This is a genomic window from Edaphobacter sp. HDX4 (genome assembly GCF_036877565.1).
Classification (GTDB): Bacteria; Acidobacteriota; Terriglobia; order Terriglobales; family Acidobacteriaceae; genus Edaphobacter.
Genome location: NZ_JAEDXW010000003.1, coordinates 269,632 through 288,132 on the forward strand (window position 1 = coordinate 269,632; position 18,501 = coordinate 288,132).

Here is an 18,501-nt window from a genome sequence, read left to right on the forward strand (position 1 = left end):
CGTGGTGCTGCCATGAGAGAATTAAGGGGATGATCTCCGTATCCAACGTCACAATGCGCTATGGCTCGAAGCTCCTTTTTGAGGATGTTTCCGTCACCTTCACCACTGGCCGTCGCTACGGCCTGACCGGTCCCAATGGTGCCGGCAAGTCCACCTTCATGAAGGTGCTCACGGGCGAAATCGACGCCCAGAAGGGAACCGTCGTCCGCCCCAAGAAGATCGGTGTCCTCAAGCAGGATCAGTATGAGTTCGACGCCTTTCGCGTCATCGACACGGTCATCATGGGCAACAAGGGTCTGTGGGCCGCTCTTGAAGAGCGTGAACGCATCTATGAGAAGCCCGAACTGACCGATGAAGACGGTTCGCGCCTCGGTGAGCTTGAGGGCATCGTCGGCGACGAAGATGGCTATGAGGCTGAGTCCAATGCTGCTGTGCTCCTTCAGGGGCTCGACATCCCCGACGAGGTTCATGAACGCAAGATGAGTGAGCTGCAGGGAGGCCAGAAGGTTCGGGTTCTCCTCGCACAGGCCCTCTTCGGAAATCCCGAGGCGCTGCTCCTCGACGAGCCTACAAACTACCTTGACCTCGACTCCATTCACTGGCTCGAAAACTTCCTGCTGCGCTATAACGGCACCGTCATTACCATCTCGCACGACCGGCACTTCCTCAACTCGATCTGCACGCACATCGCCGATATCGACTACGAGACCATCATCACTTATACCGGTGGCTACGATGACATGGTCCTGCAGAAGACACAGGTCCGTGCACGGATCGAATCTCAGAATGAGCAGCGCGAAAAGAAGATCGCGCAACTGAATGACTTCATCGCGCGCTTCTCGGCAGGAACCCGTTCCTCGCAGGTGAATTCGCGTAAGAAGGAAGTCGAGCGCCTTGCGACCACTGAGCTCGCACGGTCGAACATCCAGCGTCCCTATATCCGCTTTGATCTGATCCGTCCGTCGGGCAAGCACGTTCTTGAACTCGAAAATCTCAATAAGTCCTACACTCAGCCTGACGGCAAGACCGAGCACGTCATCAACAACTTCTCGGGTGCTGTCATGCGCGGGGACAAGATCGTGCTCATCGGCCGTAACGGTCAGGGTAAGACCACGATGCTCAAGGCCCTGCTGGCCAATGCCGGACTGGAGGAGTCCGATCCGACGGCTCTGGATTCAGGGACGGTGAAGTGGGGACACGAGGCGCAGATCGGTTATTTCGCGCAGGACCACAAGGGCTCCATCCAGCTTGGAACGACAGCTGCCGAGTGGCTGCATCAGTTCGATCCCCAGGCCAGTCGCGAGGACATCCGCGGCATCCTTGGGCAGATGCTCTTCCGTGGTGAAGAGGGCAACAAGAAGACCGATGCGCTCTCCGGCGGAGAGGCTGCTCGTCTGCTCTTCTGCAAGCTCATGCTGCAGAAGCCGAACATTCTCGTCCTCGACGAGCCCACCAACCACCTGGATCTCGAGAGTATCAACGCTCTCAACCAGGCGCTGCAGAAGTACGAAGGCACGGTCTTCCTCGTCACCCACGACGAAGACCTTATCGACGAAGTCGGTACCCGCATCTGGCACTTCGAAGGCGGCCCCGCAGACTTCCGCATTACCGATCACAAGGGACCTTACGAGGAGTATCAACAGCAGGTAGCGCTTACAGCGAAGTAGTTCTCTGTTGCTGCACAGTTCATGCTGTCGGAAATTCAACCGCACCGCCCTGGCACTTTGGCTCACGAACGCAGGGCGGTATGAGTTCTCCTCAAGAGGATCATTCGGTATAAGCTCGGAGAGTTACGATGCCAGAACTTAGAGTCGACAAAGTAGAGTTCGAACGCCCGCTTTTGCGAAAGCACATGCCTGAGCTGGACGTGCTCCGAGGATTAGCCATCCTTTCCGTTGTGCTCTATCACGGTCTCTATTGGGACGGCGGCCATGCTTCCGGGAAGCTTTCGAAGCTCATCATCAATGCGAGCGTCTTCGGCTGGCTGGGAGTTAACCTCTTCTTCGTGCTCTCTGGATTCCTGATCACCGGAATTCTGCTGGACACAAAGGGAAGACCAGACTATTTCCGCCGGTTTTACCTTCGAAGAGTTCAGCGTATTCTCCCGGCGTATCTGGCAGTCATCGTTGTGCTGTATCTGTTTCACTACCTCACTCCGGGCTCTATTCTGGTCTCACTCCTGTTCCTTGCGAACTACACCCAATTCCTCCCCCTCACAACGAACTACGGTCCTTTTTGGTCTCTGTCCGTGGAAGAGCAGTTTTACCTTCTCTGGCCGATGCTGGTGGCCAAGGTCAACGTCCGTGTCTTTACGACGATCGCGATTGCGATCTGTTTTGTCGATCCTGCTCTCCGGTGGCTCGTGGCCTCGGGGAGGATCCACTTCCTGGGTGACATCCATTCCAGCACTCCCCTGATAGCGGACAACCTCGCCATTGGAGCGCTGCTGGCCATCTTTGCGCGGTCTTCTTACGGGACTCTCCGCAACGGCCTCAGATTGGGACTATTCACAATGGCTGCAGGATTTCTGATCCTTCTGGTGGGTTTTCCTTTTGGCATCCTGCATCGCACGACCACTTTGGGCGCGGCCCTTCAGACCACGCCATGGAACTTCTTTTTCGCAGGTCTGCTGATATTTTTGCTTGCACGCCAAAGCCCATGGTACAGCTCGAAGTATGCCGCGCCGATGCGCTTCCTGGGCTACATTAGTTACGGTCTCTACCTCATACATCTTCTGATCTTCAATGCATATGACTGGTGCGTGCAGCGCACCTCCGGCTCGTTTCAGCCAGTACTGCAAGGTGCGTTTCTCCGTCTTCTCCTGGCTGGCTCCGCAGCCATCTTCGTTGCATGGCTCTCCCGCCGCTTTTTTGAGGAACCATTTCTTCGCCGGAGGGCGAAGCTCGCCAAGGAAGGTAACTCGCCGCAGAAGGATACGATCTCATTCCAACCCGAAGAGAAGACTGTCTCTATCGACGTTTGAGTCGGAATACAGAAGGCACTCCCGGATAGAGAAGTTCCACGATGGGACGGCGTCGTGAAATAATAGGGAAACTAGGGCAATCGGGCCTCTCTTACTCAAAAGGCGATCCTTATGGCTGTCTCCGTTCTTCAGCACGACATGATCGACGATTCCAATCAAGTCAGCAGACACCCCTCTACCCACCTCATTGCGCTTGAGGATAAGTACGGCGCCCACAACTACAAGCCCCTGGATGTGGTCGTCGAGCGGGCTTCCGACGTCTGGATCTATGACGTCGAAGGCCGGCGTTACCTCGACTTCCTCGCAGCTTATTCGGCGGTCAACCAGGGCCACTGCCACCCTCGCATCCTCGCCGCCATGCAGGAGCAGGCGCAGCGCGTCACCCTCACCTCGCGCGCCTTTCGCAACGACCAACTCCCGCTCTTCTACAAGGAGCTTACGGAGCTTACGGGTTTTGAGATGGTCCTGCCCATGAACTCCGGGACCGAGGCGGTAGAGTCAGCCCTCAAGATCGCACGCAAGTGGGGCTACAAGATCAAGGGAATCCCCGAGGGCAAAGCAGAGATCATCGTCTGCGCCAACAACTTCCACGGGCGCACGATCTCGATCATCAGCTTCTCTACCGAGGAGCAGTATCGCGATGGATTCGGCCCTTATCTGTCCGGCTTCAAGGTCATCCCTTTCGGCGATGCCAAAGCATTGCGCGAAGCCATCACGCCGAATACCGCGGCCTTCCTCGTTGAGCCCATCCAGGGAGAGGCAGGCGTTCTTATTCCGCCCGATGGCTTTCTGGCTGAGGCTGCAGCAGCCTGCCGCGAGAACAACGTCCTCTTCATCGCCGACGAGATCCAGTCAGGCCTGGGACGCACCGGCAAGCTCTTCGCCTGCGAGCATGAGAATGTAACTCCGGATGTTCTTATCGTCGGGAAGGCGCTGGCCGGAGGCTTCTACCCGGTCTCTGCGGTACTGGCCTCGCGCGAGATCCTCGGCGTCCTTCACCCCGGCGATCACGGAAGCACCTTCGGAGGAAACCCGATGGCCTGCGCCATCGCAAGGGCTTCTCTTCATGTCATCGTGGAGGAAAAACTCGTCGAGCGCTCAGCGGAGCTGGGCGCACTGCTGATGGACCGCATCCGGCAGATCTGCAGCCCGCAGATTCGTGAGGTTCGCGGACGCGGTCTGTGGGTTGCTGTTGAACTGAACGGCCCGGCCCGTCCTATCTGCGAGGCTCTGATGCGCGAAGGCCTGCTCTGCAAAGAGACGCACGACAATGTCATTCGCCTTGCGCCACCCCTGACCATCAAGCGAGAAGACCTGCTGTGGGCCTGCGACCGCATCCAGGCGGTTCTCGAATCCAAGAAGTAGTCGACCTTACGGCCTGTCCTCAAAGATCGAAGACAGGCCGTTCTACTTGGTCTTCTCCGGCTCACTGCGGAACGCCGCAAATGCACGCGACAGTCCTTCGCGGGTCGACAGGATCGGCCTCCAGCCGATGCTCTTCAGCTTTGCATTGCTGAACTGATTGCCGCCCCACATGGAGCGTGTCTTATAGGGCGTGAAGATCGCCGGAAGCTGCCCTCGCGACTTCTGGTGATAGCGTTCTATCATCTGTGAGCCCCACATCAGCACAGGGTAGGGAATCGGGATCGAACGGACTTTGCGAACCTCGCTCTTGTACAAGGCAAGGTACTGCTTCGAGGTGACCAGGTCGTCATCGACCACGTTGTAGACCTGTCCACTAGCGGTCGGAGACAGTGCTGCGACGACGATCGCTTCGGCGCAGTTATCGACATAGGTCAGAGGAAGCAGATTTTTCCCCCCAGGTGTAGAAAGCGGCCGAAGAGACTTAGCCCTACGCGGTTGGAGAAGTGTCCACCTCCGGGACCGTAGATCACACCCGGCCGCAGAACGACGAGATCGAAGCCATACTTGGCGCTGTACTCCCAGAAAAGTTGTTCCTGTCGCAGCTTCGCGTGCGAGTACACATCCCGTCTTTCAGGATGCTGCTCCAGTGGAGTGTTCTCATCGACCATGGCGCCGCGAGGCAGTTCCGGCACACCCATCGCCCCGAACGAGCTCACCAGGACCACCCGCATCGGTCTCAGCTCATTGACGACGGCCTCCAACAGGTTGCGTGAGGCCACCACTGAGTCCATGAACATCTCGGCGGGCGATCCCTTGAGGGCTGCCGCTGCGTGAATCACCATCCCGCAATCCGCAACCGCAGGTGCAATCTCAACCAAGTTGCGAAGATTCGCTCTGACAAACTCCAGCTGCGCCTGCGGGTGCCGGGCGGCAATCGCCTCCAGTCCACCAGCCTTCGATGGATCGCGCAGCATGCAACGAATGTCGGTCTGGCCGTGGGCCAGCAGCCGTTCCACGATAGCTTTCCCCAGAAATCCGCCCGCCCCGGTGACAAGGATCTTCATCGCGCCACCTCGGACATCGTTCCGGGATAAACCTGCTGGATCACTCGATCCATCACCTCGCAGACGCGCATGATCTCAGAGTAGGGAATCGGAGGCGCTCCGCCGGTGCGAATCCCCTCATAGAACAGCTCCAGCAGCTTCGACATTCCTGCAAAGAAATGGAACTCGCTGCGCCGGAACTGCCCAATGTTCTTTTTGCCCTCAGCCAGATATCTTCCCGCCATCTGCAGGGGCGGCGCCAGCCGGCCGAGTGCACTTGGGTAGCGTTGTGAAGTCGTGTTCACTACTGTGCGGTTGTTATAGTCCACCTCTATAGTCGCCTTGGTTCCGTATACCTTCAGCGTGTTCGCCACCGGCCGGGCGTGGGAGCACAGACTGCCATAGGCCGAAACAGTTCCACCCCTCAGATAAACTCGAAGTTCGTCGAGCATCGCATCCGTCGCATTGTTCCGCACCCCTTCGCGACGTTTGAAGGCGAAGGCGTGAATCTCCGGCTCGAGGTCAGGGAAGAAGGGAACAATCCGGTTAAACACATGGTCGATCATGTTGTGGAAGAGTTTGCCCGGAAGCTTGTGTACCCAGTAGTTCGGATCGCTCATCAAGACCTGTCCGTAGGGTCCGGCCAGGTCATAGCCAATGAAAGCCTCGACATGCACTGGATCTCCCAGCTCGCCGTTCGCCAGCATCTGCTTGAACTGCATGGCAGGAGGGTCGAAGTTGGGCCAGTAGTTGATGGTCATCTGCCGTCCCCCGGTAACGACTACGTCGATCAGCTCTCTGGCTTCCGGAGCTGTCAGGGCCAGCGGCTTTTCCAGGAAGACATGCGCACCGGCGTCAACGCACTGCCGGGTCAGGGGAAGGTGCACTGCCGGAGGGGTTGTAATGTGAACGACATCCAGCCTCTCCCGTGCCAACATCTCTCCCATGTCCCCATACCAGGAGGGCACGCCCATGCGCACCGCAAGCTGTTCGGCGAGCAGAGGCTCGCGGTCGCAGACCGCCGCCAGATCAGCTCCCGCAAGATACTTGACTACTTCGGCGTGCCCATCCGCAATCTTTCCGCAGCCGACAATCCCAACCCGTAACTTTCTCAATTCCGCCATTTACCCTAGCCTATCGAACTTCCTGCCGCTGTATGGCATGCATTTACCATTCCATACAAAAACGAAGATTCCCGTCACGCGCTAAACATGGGATACTTTGGATGGATCCTTTTTAGAACAGCGGCTCGGATCCATATGCATCGATGCCAGGGACTGAACCTACCGAAGAACGGACCAGAGACAGAGGCAGAAATGTGCTCGGACAGCCTCTCGAGATTTGTGGCAGCCAGCCGGTGACCGGATTCTATCGCAGCGGATGCTGCGAGACGGGGCCGGAAGACCTCGGCGTCCACACCATCTGCTGCATTGTCAACGAAGACTTTCTGCGCGTCTCAAAGCTCCTTGGGAACGACCTCAGCACGCCCATGCCTCAGTACGGATTCGCTGGCCTCAAACCCGGCGACCGCTGGTGCGTCTGCGCGGCCCGATGGCTTCAGGTTGAGCAGGCGGGCGCAGCGTGTCCCATCGTCCTCGAGGCGACCCACGAGGCTACCCTGACGGTCGTTCCGTTTGAGATTCTCATTCGCTACGCCGTGATCCCGGAAACACTGCACTAATTGTCTCCCGCAAGACCGTAGTTTCAGAATTTAGGGCCATAGCTCAGGATTCGCTCAGTCGCTCCCGAACCGAGGTGTCACCTGGAGGGAATACTCCGGACGCTGCTAATTGCGTGCGTATCGACTTGACAGCCGACCCTTTAAGGCTTGACCGTAGAAGTATTACAAGTTTTCAGGATTGGGCCATATCTGTACCGCAACTTCGGCAGATCGTACAGCCGTTCGGCAGAGGCAAATTCTCTTTTCACACACCGCTTTTCAGAGGTGTCGTTTTCAAGGAGCCAGTAACTCAAATGAGCTATTCCCCTGCGTGTAAACGCCTTCTCTCTCTGGCGGCCACGGCCGCCCTCGCGTTGTCTGCCGCCCTCCCCCTTGCGGCGCAGACCTCTGCGGTCGGAAACATCACCGGCACCGTCACCGATCCCAGCGGAGCTGCTGTTCCCGGCGCAACCGTCACCATCATGAACAACGACACCGGTGCCACGCGTACGCTCACCACCGGCGGCAATGGAGACTTCACCTCCGCCTTTCTGCAGCCCGGCCACTACGAGATCATCTTCAGCGGCCCCGGCTTTGGAAAGATCGACCGTAAGAACCTCGTCCTGACCGTCGGTCAGACGTTATCGGTCGATGCTGCGCTTCCTGCAGCACAGGCGTCATCTGAGATCACCGTCACAGACGCCTCTCCGCTCATCGACACCGAGCGGTCCGAAGTCTCCCAGACCGTGGGAACCCAGCTGGTCTCCAACCTTCCCGTCAACGGGCGCCGGTGGGACAACTTTGTACTCCTGACCCCCAATGTCGTCCCCGACGGCAATACCGGTCTCATCTCCTATCGCGGTGTCTCCGGACTCTACAACACCAACCTGGTGGACGGAACCAATAACCAGCAAGCCTTCTTCTCCGAGGCTCGCGGACGTTCGCTCGGCGCGCCCTACGTCTTCTCTCAGGACTCCATTAAGGAGTTCCAGTCTTCTGCCTCCGGCTATTCGGCAGAGTTCGGCCAGGCTGCCGGTGGACAGATCAACGCGATCACCAAGTCCGGCACCAATGTCACCCACGGAGACCTCTTCTACTATCTTCGTTATCCTTCGCTGAACGCGCTCGATCCATTCGCGAAGTTCACCGGCAGGCAGAACAAACAGCCTTTCCTTCTGCAGCCGACGGTCCACCAGCAGCAGCAGTTTGGCGGTTCGGTTGGCGGTCCCATCATCAAGGACAAGCTCTTCTACTTCTTCACCTATGACGGCTTCCGCAAGGTGAACCCGATTCTCTTCACCTCGTCCATCCCCAGCGCGACGATTCTGCAGTACGGAAGCAACACCTATACGGCGAACGGTGCGCCGGTCAATACGTGCCCCGCTCCTCTCTCCATCGGACAGTGCACCGCTGCGGCTCAGTACATCACCAACAGTCTGACTGCGTTTCCGCGCACGACCACGCAGGACATCTTCTTCCCGCGCCTCGACTATCAGCTCAACGATCGCAACCACCTGTCGGCCAGCTTCAACTGGCAGAACTTCAAGCTTCCGAACGGCTATCGTACTGACAACACCCGCAACAACGACTCCAACACCTCCAACGGCCGCAATGACTTCCACGAGCGCTTCTTCGTCGCCAACTGGGAGTCTGTCGTAAGCTCGAACTCAGCCAATGCGCTTCACTTCCAGTGGTCGCGCGATCTGGAGACAACGGGCTCGAACGCGCCTGGTCCCGCGACGACTATCAGTGGCCTCTTCAGTTATGGCGGCAATCTAGCGCTGCCTCGTCCTGCCTTCCCGGATGAGCATCGCTGGCAGATAGCGGATGTCTACTCTGTCACCAGGGGCAAGCACTCGCTCAAGGCCGGTGTCGACCTCAACTTTATCCACGAGTACATCGCCAATCTCTTCCAGGGCAACGGCAACTACACCTACTCCCGCGGCTCAGGTGCTACTGCAGCCGCCACCAACTTCACCGACTGGGTGCAGGACGTCTACGGAGTTAACGGTGCCCGTCACTATCAGAACTTCACCCAGGTCGCCGACCTGCTAAGCAAGGTTCCCGGCAGCGACGACTTCTGGAACAAGGATCTGTCGGTCTTCGCCGAGGACAGCTGGAAGCTCGCGCCGTCGTTCACTTTGACTGCGGGCGTTCGTTACGACACGCAGCTTGTCCCACAGCCGCCTCGTCCTTACATCACCAGCGCAAACGGACAGCCCAGCCCGCTCGGCCAGTTCTACACCAACACCATCAACATCAACTACAAGATGGTTCAGCCCCGCGTAGGCTTCTCCTGGTCCCCTCAGGCCGGAACCGTCTTCCGCGGCGGCTATGGCATGTTCTATGGCCTGACCTCAAACTCCACTTTCTATGCTCTGCGCGTAGAAAACGGCGTCTTCCAGCAGCAGTACAACTTCTCCAGTGCAACTGCCGCAGGTGCTCCTGCTGCACCAAACGTTCTGTTCACGCCTCCCGGTCCGGCGCTGGCTGCACCCTTCGCTGGAGCAGCAACTCCGCAAGCCGTCGGTCTCGGAAACGCCGCACTGCCGACGATCTCCTTCCGCGGTCTCAGCCCCACCTTCTCTAACCCTTTCACACACTCGATGGACCTTGGCGTCGAGCAGGAGCTTCCTCTCCACTCCTCCCTGTCTATCTCGTACGTTGGAACCCGCGGTCTCCGGTTGCCTTACTTCATCGACGTAAACCAGCCAGCCCCGACGACGACTCGCACCTACGATGTCTACACCGCCGCTGGAACCCTGGCCCAGCAGGTCACGGTACCCTTCTCGCCCGCCAGTTCACCGCGTCCGTCACCCAACGACGGCAGCATTCTCGCCGGCTTCAGCGGACTCAACTCCTGGTACCACTCCATGGCCGTCTCGATCCGCAAGCCCATGGCGCATGGTGTCGAGCTTCTCATCAACTACACCTGGGCCAAGGCCATGGATAACGGCCAGGTCTCCGGAGTCAACGGCACGTTCAACGGAACCAACGTCATTCTTGATCCTTTCAATCTGAAGAACAACTACTCGAGCGGCATCAACCTGACTCGCGAATATGCGAGATCCGATCTTGATATGCGCTCGCGCTTCGTAGGCAGCGTGGTGGCGACCTCGAACTTCACGGTGCCCATGTATGCGCGGCCCTTCGTAAACGGATGGACCCTCTCCGGTACATTCACTGCGCAGTCCGGCATCCCCCTGACAGCGTTCATGTCGAATAATCCGTCATCGGCAGGCGCAGCCTATGGAGGTCTGGATGGCTCCGCCACCGGTCTTGCCGTCAACCTCAACAACTCGCCCGGCTCAGCCTTCGGCCGCGCACCGTTCGTTCCCCGGAACGCCTATGTCTACGGCGGCCTGCGTAATGTCGATGCTCGCCTGTCGAGGGACTTCCCCATCCATGAGGCGATCAAGCTCCAGGTGTTGATGGAGGCCTTCAACGCGGCCAATAAGCGCCAGATACTCGGCGTCAACTCGACAGCTTATTCGTTCGCCGCTCCTGCCGTGGCAGGTGGCAATGCAAGGATCGTTCCTTACACTGCTACTCCCTTCGGAGCTCCACCCAGACGTCGGGTACTCTCTATGGGCCTCGCCAGTTCCAGTTCGCAGCCAAGCTCTTCTTCTAACTGCGTCTTCAAAACAGAAAAGAGGCTCCTATCATGGGGAGCCTCTTTTCTTGCTCTGATCATTCGAAGATCTAGTTGCACCTGCAGGCCCCAGACCCGTCCGGCTGCGTAGAGCAGTAGCCCAACGCAACTGGAGGTCCAGCATTCTTTACGCAGACGGTATGGTTCACCTTCGGTGGAGAGTCCCATTGCTGGTCCATCCAGGCCTGCTCCCTCCATGCTCCCCACTTGCCCGCATCCTCTACTCTCTGCCACACCCTGGGCTTCCCGTCCGTATTCTCCATCTGGTAAGCGATTTGGGTGCGGTAGGTATTCGGATTTCCGCCGCAGATTGTCTCCATGCGGAGATGGTGCGACCCAACAACGGAGGGTGCATTCTGCAGATTGGTTCCTGTGAAGTACCCGCAGGAACTGACCGTGTCCAGATTCGTTCCAGAGGGAAGCTCTACCGGCTGGAGCGACTCAATCCCATTCCAGGATGTGATCGGGACCGCCGGTCCATTTCCCCCGTCATCGAGATAATGCGTCACCACCGAGCCGGCTGTAAATCGATTGGTTGCATTGGCGAAATTGATTTGTCCGTAGTAGACAAATGCGTTGTGGGAGGAAGAGAGATCAATCAGGTACTTCGCGGGGCCCTCACCGGACAGATGAAGTTCGTTGGCTAAGAACTTCGCGGTGTCCTGAAGGTGCACAACGATCGAGTTGCGAGGGCCGCCGTGAGTATCCACGTTTACCGTGAGCCTCACCGTTGAATTGTAGAAGTAAGCGTTGTCCTCGATCGAGACGGCCGTCTCGCCAGAGGGATCCACCACATCATTGGGATTGGCACGTATATCAAGAAACCGGTTGTACCCGAAAGAGGGTAGAGGGTTCGGGTTTGTGGCGTCCGCTGTAAATCTCCAGCCGATCTTGCAACCGTAGTATGTGGCCACTGAGATAAAGGTGTTTCTCTCCGTCCAATAGTTCTTCGTCCTGAGATGGATGCAGGAACCCGTACGGCTGTAACTACCATCCGCCCAGACGTTCATGACGGTGAGATTGATCCGGTCATAGAGGGCGATAATCTCCTGTCCAGCAATCTTGTTCCCGGCGCCCGTAATCGAAAACCCGGTCCAGTAGTCTGATGTGGACACCGTGAACCCATACTCTCCATCGGGATCGCTGGCATCTCCTAGAAGGCAGATTTGGGCCGTGCAGTCGAAGTGCGAGACGTAGACTCCCTGTCCAATCAGAGAAACACCCGGTCCAATGCGTGCCTCGGTGCTCCACTTTGCGTATGAGGTATCAGCATTGGTATTCGGCAGAATGATCGTTCCTGTCTTATGTCCCTTGGCGTCCGCAGGAAGCAGCGCAACACAGGCGTTGATCCTCGCTCCTATATCTGTCCCGGGACAACTCGAAGCATAGCGGACATTGTCCGGAGAGGCTTTGGAAGATGCCAACTCAGACTGCTGAGTCCGCTGACCAGCTAACTGACTCTGGCCATACATAATTTGCGAGAAGAGGAGAAGAAGGAGGCCCGCTAAGAATGTGTTCATAAGACAAATACTCCTGCGACGATCATGTGAATCTCTGACCTATTTACACACATAACAGTGAACCGCAACCCGAGCGCTGCCAGAATCTGCCAGATGTCTTTGGAACTGGCCGACCGTGCGACCGAGATTTCGCTTCTTACATTGCTATTTGGGGGAGGATCCCTCAGGACAGCCCTGGCCGGAGGCATCAAAGGGAAGAAATGGTGCGCCCGAGAAGATTCGAACTTCTGACCTACAGCTTCGGAGGATGCCCTCATTACGGAATTCCGGCAGCTTAGCCTGATTTAGCAATGCGTCATGGAACGGGAAACAACCCGTGACAACGCTTATTGCACCCATACTGCACCCTCGTTTGCACCCACGCTGGCAGCAATCCGATTTTGGACACCAGTATGGAGGGACTGCCTAAGCTCGCAGACCGGCTCTCGGCCGATTTTGCTCCTTTCAGCGCTGCACCCAATCCACGGTCCCGATTGTTGCTTGAGATGTGGAGAATTTTCCCGACTGTGCGTCCGGCTCCTGCTCAACTCGTGAAATCGCGACACACGAGTGGATAGACACTGCGCGGAGACTTGCGAGATTGAGACTATCTACCTACGGAGGCACTCCCAAGAGTTGGTATTTGGCCAGCTTCCAACGCGATAGGGTTAGGGATTGGTAACTTCAGAAAACTATTGTCGAATTTGGAAGAAATGTGTCTAGTCGCTTTGCCAAACGGCCGTATGATGTTTGGGGATAGTGACCTCATCCTCCTGCCCGGCCTTGGAACAGGTGCATACGCATCGGTGACACTAATTCCGTGCACGGCGAATAGACCTTCTTACCCGGATGGCTGATGTACTCCCTCTTCTTCATCGCCGCGGGCGAGTACTCATTGAAACTGCAAATGACCCGAGAAATTGGAGAGGTCTGGAAAGACCGAACTCAATTGAGCGTCGGTGAGGCCCATCCAGGAGCCAATACCCGCAGTCATTTGCGTAACGGAGGTTGTAGGGATCCACAATCCTTGAGTTCCAAAGTCGGAATTGCCTCCCAATTCCAGATCGGGGAAATCACCAAGAACGCGGCCACCGGAGATTCCTCCGCCTAGAAGAATTTGGTGGTTGCCCCAGCCATGATCGGATCCTAAGTTGATGTTGCTTTGCATCGTTCGGTTGAAGTCTGAATGGGTACAGATGAGAACCTGATTCGTTAGTCCCATCTCGTCCAGAGCGTCCATGAATGCTCCCATGTTCTCATCGAGATCCGCAAGGTTAGCAGCCTGATTCGCGACCAACTGCTGATGAGTGTCATAGCCTTCTTGAACACAGTAGAACAACTGTCGAGATGGGCCAATGATGCTGCGCCCATTGATGATTTGAGCAATCATCTTCATGCTCGCTCCGAGCGCAGTTGTGGAGAATGTTGGAGTGAGCTGGGAACCATATTCGGATGCCTGTAACAAGAGAGCCTGCTCGGCCATCGATGATTCACGCAAACGTGCCACTTGAGCGACCATCAGATTCTCACTTTGCATGTCAGTCTGAGCAAGAGTTCGAACCGCGGCTTGGAGAGCGGCGGGAATTGCGACCGCGCCACTAGCACTCTTCGCTTGTGCTTGAATCGCAACTCCTTGCACGGTCCGACCGACGGTGAAAATAGAGCTCCCCGAAGCGGTAAAGGCTGGTGGAAGATACCCTGATTGACCCGAGTAAATGTCCGCTATGCGCCCTCCCCAGCCAGTCTCGGGAAGACTCAATGTTGTAGCGCTTTGCCATTGGGCAGAACCGGCGGGATGTGAGAAAAGTGCTTGGGGTTGAAGAGAGATGCTGCCTAGCAGATCGGCTTTCGTCAATTTCTTAACCATGGGGCCCACATTCGCAACAACAACGGCCTGTCTCTGATTGAAGCGTTTTGCAATATTGATCAATGAAGGATGCATCCCAACCTGGCCAAATCCAGAGTTGCCTGTCCCGTCGAGTGGGATAAGAGACGATTGAGGTAGAGAGACCTTACCCCTCAGCAGTGAATACTGATTATAGGTCGCGGACGAAATTGGCACGATTGTATTATTTCCATCGTTACCCCCGTTCAGGTGGACAACGACGACAGCTTTGTACTGAGCTGAAGGCAATTGAGCAAAAGCCCTCGCAGATATCTCGTTGGACCACAGTGGCATCGTTGCAGCGGTGATTCCCGCGCGTGTACCGAGCTTGATAAAACCTCTACGCGTAATCATGGTTGGCTCCTAGTGACTCACGCTGAAATTATCGGCATTTAGCGCCAGAAATATAGCCGACTCAATCGGAAGAAGAGGATCAGTCGTTTGAAGCTGATTGCAGTAACTCACAATAAGCTGCTGTTCCTCTATCGACATTTGTCCGTGATAGGCCAAGTGATTCAGGGCATCCACCAGATCTGGAATCTTAGGGAAGTTTTGGGTCAACCAAACAGAGTTAGAAATTCGCCTGAACCCGCCCTGCTGCCCTGTCAGAATTGCCCACAAGGTTTGGCTTCGATTGATAATCGTCACGTCATTCAACAGTTGGAACTCTGGGCTGTTGATAGACGTTCCCGGAATCCGGTATGAGGGACTGTAAAATCCAAAGACGGTTTTGGGATTGAAGATGCACTCGTCCAATTTGCAGGGTAAGTAGGCTGCCTGTGCATCCGAGCTTGTCCAGCCAGTGATGTTCATGACGAATAGCTGGAAGAGATAAGGCTCTTGGAGGAATCCGTCAGAGGGAGATGGATCGCCGTCTCCAGCGCGAGCTTCAGGATCGAGCAGGATTGCCCTTACGACTGACGCTAAATCTCCACGAACTCCGTGTCCGTTATCCTTGAAAACACCTACCACTCGCTTTACGTATTGGGGGGACGGATCGTCTTTGACCAGGCGCTGAATAAGGATTCGGCTTATAAATGGTGGAAGGTTTGGGTGCGCGAATATTGCATCTAGTGCCAGTTCCCGATCCTGGGTGGTTGATTGGCCTGCAGGAATGGTGATATTGCCAAAGAGCGTTTTTTGACCTTTGTCATGTTGGCTATCATTCGCTACAAGAGGAGCGCTCCAGTCTATCCCGTAGAACGTATAGTGAGGATCGACCGAGGGCCCATAGTTCCAGCCCGTAAAAATTCTACTTAGGTCAAGGATTGTGGCTTCGTCATAGGCAGGAATCGGTGAGCCGTCTGGATTTGTTTGGATTGTGCCGTCTTCGTTTAGTAAGGACGGTCCAATGGTGAAGAGCTGGAGAAGCTCTCGCGCGAAGTTCTGATTCGGGTGCTGGGCTGGATCCTTTGGGGCAACATTGCCGGCTAAGGTGAGCATCTGTGCTATCGAAGTATCGGACGCGACATCGGTCAATAAATCCCGGAAGTTCCCTGTGGAATCTGCTTCCATTTTTTGTTCGAACGGGTAGTTCGTTCCCTGCTGAGAGATGCCACTTCTGACTAAAAAGCTCTGTAGAGCCCAAGCCACGCGCAGGCGCAGAGGGTTCGGTCCGAGCACTGAATGCTCGATGATCGTTATCACTCCTGGATCTGACCACGCATATGGCTGTGGAGGCATGGACTGCTGTTCAGAGATGAAGGCGCTCAGCCCAACTGCCTGAATATGTTGAACAAGATCTGGTCGCGGTCCAAACCCAGCCTGCGTTAAGAAGCGAGACGCCACATCGAAAGAGACAGCTGTTGGAACGATTGGAAGTTGGATCGTTGCAACTTCGATTCCTGTGCTTTTGGAATAAATTCTGGCGATTGATGTCCCTGTGTGCCATGGAGGAAGATAACCTGTTGCAGCGACAGTGGAATCAGAAGAGGAGGCTAAAACGAGAGGCCGATCATCGAGAGTTGCCGCTAGATCAGCTGAGAATCCAATCCCCGAAATAGTCAGTGCTACAGCCCCCCCGGTGACTACAGATGGAGAGATCGTTACCGACTGGGGAGCGGCAGGTAATAGGATAGGGGGACTCGTGCTGGACCCCGGTTCGGGGTTCTTCACCGTTAGGCTGAGCTGCGATGACGAGCTCGAAATAGCGATTGTAGCCTGAAGACTGGCAGAATTGACGAAGGTAGTTGGTACGGCCAATCCATTGACGAATACCTGCGCGCCCGCAACGAATTTGTGGCCCGTGATGCCGACGTTACTAAATGCCATCCTGAGGGTATTGGGTGAGACACCGGTTATGGCTGGGGTCGGATTGATAACTTGGATAGCGTGAGTCGCTGTCCTGTCTCCCACTGAATAGCTTACGGTGATTGTCGCGGGCCGTGGCACCGCATCAGGTGCGTGAAACAATCCGCTTCCGTCAATGGTGCCGTTTGTCACCGCTCCAAGAACTTTCCATTGTCCTGCCCCGGAACTTTCCCCTTGTGCAGAAAAAGAGATCGTGTCGCCCGCACGCACTGTTTCGCTACTCGCCGAAACGGTAAGGGAAGAGGAATGAGACGCACTGCCGCCAGCGCATCCGCTCAATATCGCCGAAAACGCAGCGTGTAGGACAATACAAAGCGATGCCGAACCGATGTGCTTTTTTTCCCGCCGGATCTTCGCTGCAACTTTGCCGATATGAGTCCACATGTAGGGACATATCGACTGTGCTATATGGAAGTAGTAGTGCTTCCTTGTGGCGTTTTGATTACGGACGTGCTACCCCGGAGGCCTGTTCTCCAGCGAGAGGAATGATACGTACAGTTGTAAAGGCGACGTAACAAATCGTGCTCAGACGGCCGAGTTTTCAATTAATCCTTCTATTCCATATTCCCGGAGCTTTCGGTACAGAGTGGTCTTCCCGATGCCCAACAATTTAGCAGCTAACAGCTTGTCGCCGTTGAGCCGGTGAATAGTCCCGAGAATTGCTTGTTTCTCCAGCTCCGAGATGGTGATGATCTCATCTTCGTTTGTGCTTTTTTTTTCGTTCTCTCTACTTTGGATCTCGTTCGGTTCGGATTCGATTTGCTCCTTTGCGGTTCGCGACAGCCTGAACTCCTGGAGCGGTGATGGCATATAACCCAAGTCCAGTACCGGCTCTTCAGACAGCGCACAGGCTCGCTCAATCGCACCCGCCAGCTCTCGTATGTTGCCGGGCCATTCGTATCCAAACATTGCATTCAACGTGTCATCGGAAAGGGTGCGCTGCACTTTCGTTTGTTGCTCAGCCTTTGCTAAGAAGTGCGTTGCAAGCAATGCGATATCCTCTCTTCGCTCGCGTAGAGGTGGAATTCTAAGATTGACTACATTCAAACGAAAAAAAAGATCTCTTCTAAATCTGCCTAGTTCTACCATTGCAGATAGATCACAACTGGTTGCCGCGAGCACACGTACGGTGAAGGGTGCAGTGGCGCCCGCTAAGTTAATTTCTTTTTCCTGTAGAGCACGCACAAGTTTTGCCTGTGATTGCATCGAAAGCTCGCTGATTTCATCAATGAATAAAGTGCCTCCTTCCGACGACGCCAGCAGTCCGGGTTTTCCGACACTTCTACCCGCAATTGTGGTTTCCGTGCGACCGAATAGGTCTTCATCGATGATGTTTTGAGTTGCTGGGCGGCACTCCACACAGACAAAGGGTTTCGCCGCATTTGGTCCATTGAAGTGGATCGCTCGCGCTACCGCCTCTTTACCCGTTCCACTTTCACCGACAATCAAGACTGGATGTGTTGAAAAAGTAACTCTGGAAATAATGCGATGGAGCTTCCCCATCTCTACTGAGTTACCTATGAGAGCATTCGGTTCATTCCGCGAACCCAGTTTCTCTCGCAGTAACCTGCTTTGTTGATCAAAATGCGCCCGCTGGCCCGCCCGCTCTAGCACGGTGGTCAACTCTTGCAAAGCAAATGGTTTCGTTAAATAATCGCGTGCGCCTATCCGCATCGCTTCTACCGCAGACGAAACCGTCGCGAAGGCTGTCATGACCACTACTGCGGTATTCGGAAAAAGCACCTTCGTTTTTTCGAGGAGGGTCAGTCCCCCGCCATCCGGGAGCTTCAGATCTAACAAGAGAAGATCGACACTCTGCTTTTGCAGTAGCAGTTCAGCCTCCTTTAGGGTCCCAGCGTCAGATACTTGAGCACCTTTGGTTTTCAATATCTGATGACAAGCTCTACGGACCTGGGGGTCGTCATCGACGACTAAGACGTGCAGCCTTTCTCCTTCTGTGAGTGGCCTTTTTATTTGTTCACGCTCCGCTGGTGCAATACCTTTCGCTTGGACATCGAAAAAGACCTTCGAGAGTGTATTGATATCTAACTCCAGATCTTCAGCATCAATCGTGTGCATTCCCTAGCGTTCCTCGTATTCTGCT

The 18,501-nt window shown here is 55.7% G+C and carries 12 protein-coding genes; 5 read left to right on the forward strand and 7 right to left on the reverse strand.

The window, feature by feature from the left end; translation table 11 throughout:
- The first annotated feature begins 29 nt into the window (after window positions 1–29).
- The 3 genes from JAO29_RS05355 to rocD all read left to right on the forward strand — a co-directional run bounded on the left by JAO29_RS05355 (window position 30) and on the right by rocD (window position 4,348).
- Window positions 30–1,667, forward strand: a complete 1,638-nt coding sequence (locus JAO29_RS05355) for an ABC-F family ATP-binding cassette domain-containing protein (protein WP_334267153.1) — start codon at window positions 30–32, stop codon at window positions 1,665–1,667.
- A gap of 128 nt (window positions 1,668–1,795) precedes the next feature.
- On the forward strand, window positions 1,796–2,983 hold the full coding sequence (locus tag JAO29_RS05360; protein WP_334267154.1) for an acyltransferase family protein: 1,188 nt from the start codon (window positions 1,796–1,798) through the stop codon (window positions 2,981–2,983).
- Window positions 2,984–3,094: 111 nt separating this feature from the next.
- Window positions 3,095–4,348: an ornithine--oxo-acid transaminase gene (gene rocD, locus JAO29_RS05365; RefSeq protein ID WP_334267155.1), complete on the forward strand. Its 1,254-nt coding sequence runs from the start codon at window positions 3,095–3,097 to the stop codon at window positions 4,346–4,348.
- Window positions 4,349–4,390: 42 nt separating this feature from the next.
- Here the strand turns inward: rocD and JAO29_RS05370 are convergent, their stop codons facing one another.
- The 3 genes from JAO29_RS05370 to JAO29_RS05380 form a co-directional block, all read right to left on the reverse strand.
- On the reverse strand, window positions 4,391–4,705 hold the full coding sequence (locus JAO29_RS05370) for a hypothetical protein (protein ID WP_334267156.1): 315 nt from the start codon (window positions 4,703–4,705) through the stop codon (window positions 4,391–4,393).
- Window positions 4,706–4,779: 74 nt separating this feature from the next.
- On the reverse strand, window positions 4,780–5,412 hold the full coding sequence (locus tag JAO29_RS05375) for an NAD-dependent epimerase/dehydratase family protein (protein WP_334267157.1): 633 nt from the start codon (window positions 5,410–5,412) through the stop codon (window positions 4,780–4,782).
- Window positions 5,409–6,515 carry a Gfo/Idh/MocA family protein gene (locus JAO29_RS05380; protein WP_334267158.1) on the reverse strand — a complete coding sequence of 369 codons (1,107 nt, stop codon included), beginning with the start codon at window positions 6,513–6,515 and terminating at the stop codon, window positions 5,409–5,411. Before JAO29_RS05380 ends, JAO29_RS05375 begins: the two co-directional genes overlap by 4 nt.
- Before the next feature lie 194 nt (window positions 6,516–6,709).
- Between JAO29_RS05380 and JAO29_RS05385 the strand changes: the two genes are divergently transcribed.
- A complete protein-coding gene (locus tag JAO29_RS05385; RefSeq protein ID WP_334267159.1) occupies window positions 6,710–7,072 on the forward strand; it encodes a DUF2237 family protein in 363 nt (120 codons plus the stop codon).
- Window positions 7,073–7,365: 293 nt separating this feature from the next.
- Window positions 7,366–10,794 (forward strand): TonB-dependent receptor, encoded by a 3,429-nt coding sequence (locus JAO29_RS05390; RefSeq protein ID WP_334267160.1) that lies wholly within the window; start codon window positions 7,366–7,368, stop codon window positions 10,792–10,794.
- Here JAO29_RS05390 and JAO29_RS05395 read toward each other — a convergent pair.
- The 4 genes from JAO29_RS05395 to JAO29_RS05410 all read right to left on the reverse strand — a co-directional run bounded on the left by JAO29_RS05395 (window position 10,754) and on the right by JAO29_RS05410 (window position 18,476).
- Window positions 10,754–12,223: a pyocin knob domain-containing protein gene (locus tag JAO29_RS05395; RefSeq protein ID WP_334267161.1), complete on the reverse strand. Its 1,470-nt coding sequence runs from the start codon at window positions 12,221–12,223 to the stop codon at window positions 10,754–10,756. The genes JAO29_RS05390 and JAO29_RS05395 overlap by 41 nt on opposite strands.
- Window positions 12,224–13,094: 871 nt before the next feature.
- Window positions 13,095–14,441: a DUF1501 domain-containing protein gene (locus tag JAO29_RS05400; protein WP_334267162.1), complete on the reverse strand. Its 1,347-nt coding sequence runs from the start codon at window positions 14,439–14,441 to the stop codon at window positions 13,095–13,097.
- A 9-nt stretch (window positions 14,442–14,450) separates the two neighbouring features.
- The gene (locus JAO29_RS05405) at window positions 14,451–16,781 is read right to left on the reverse strand and encodes a DUF1800 family protein (RefSeq protein ID WP_334267163.1); all 2,331 of its coding nucleotides are present in this window, start codon (window positions 16,779–16,781) and stop codon (window positions 14,451–14,453) included.
- A gap of 141 nt (window positions 16,782–16,922) precedes the next feature.
- Window positions 16,923–18,476 (reverse strand): sigma-54-dependent transcriptional regulator, encoded by a 1,554-nt coding sequence (locus JAO29_RS05410; protein ID WP_334267164.1) that lies wholly within the window; start codon window positions 18,474–18,476, stop codon window positions 16,923–16,925.
- Window positions 18,477–18,501 lie beyond the last annotated feature (25 nt).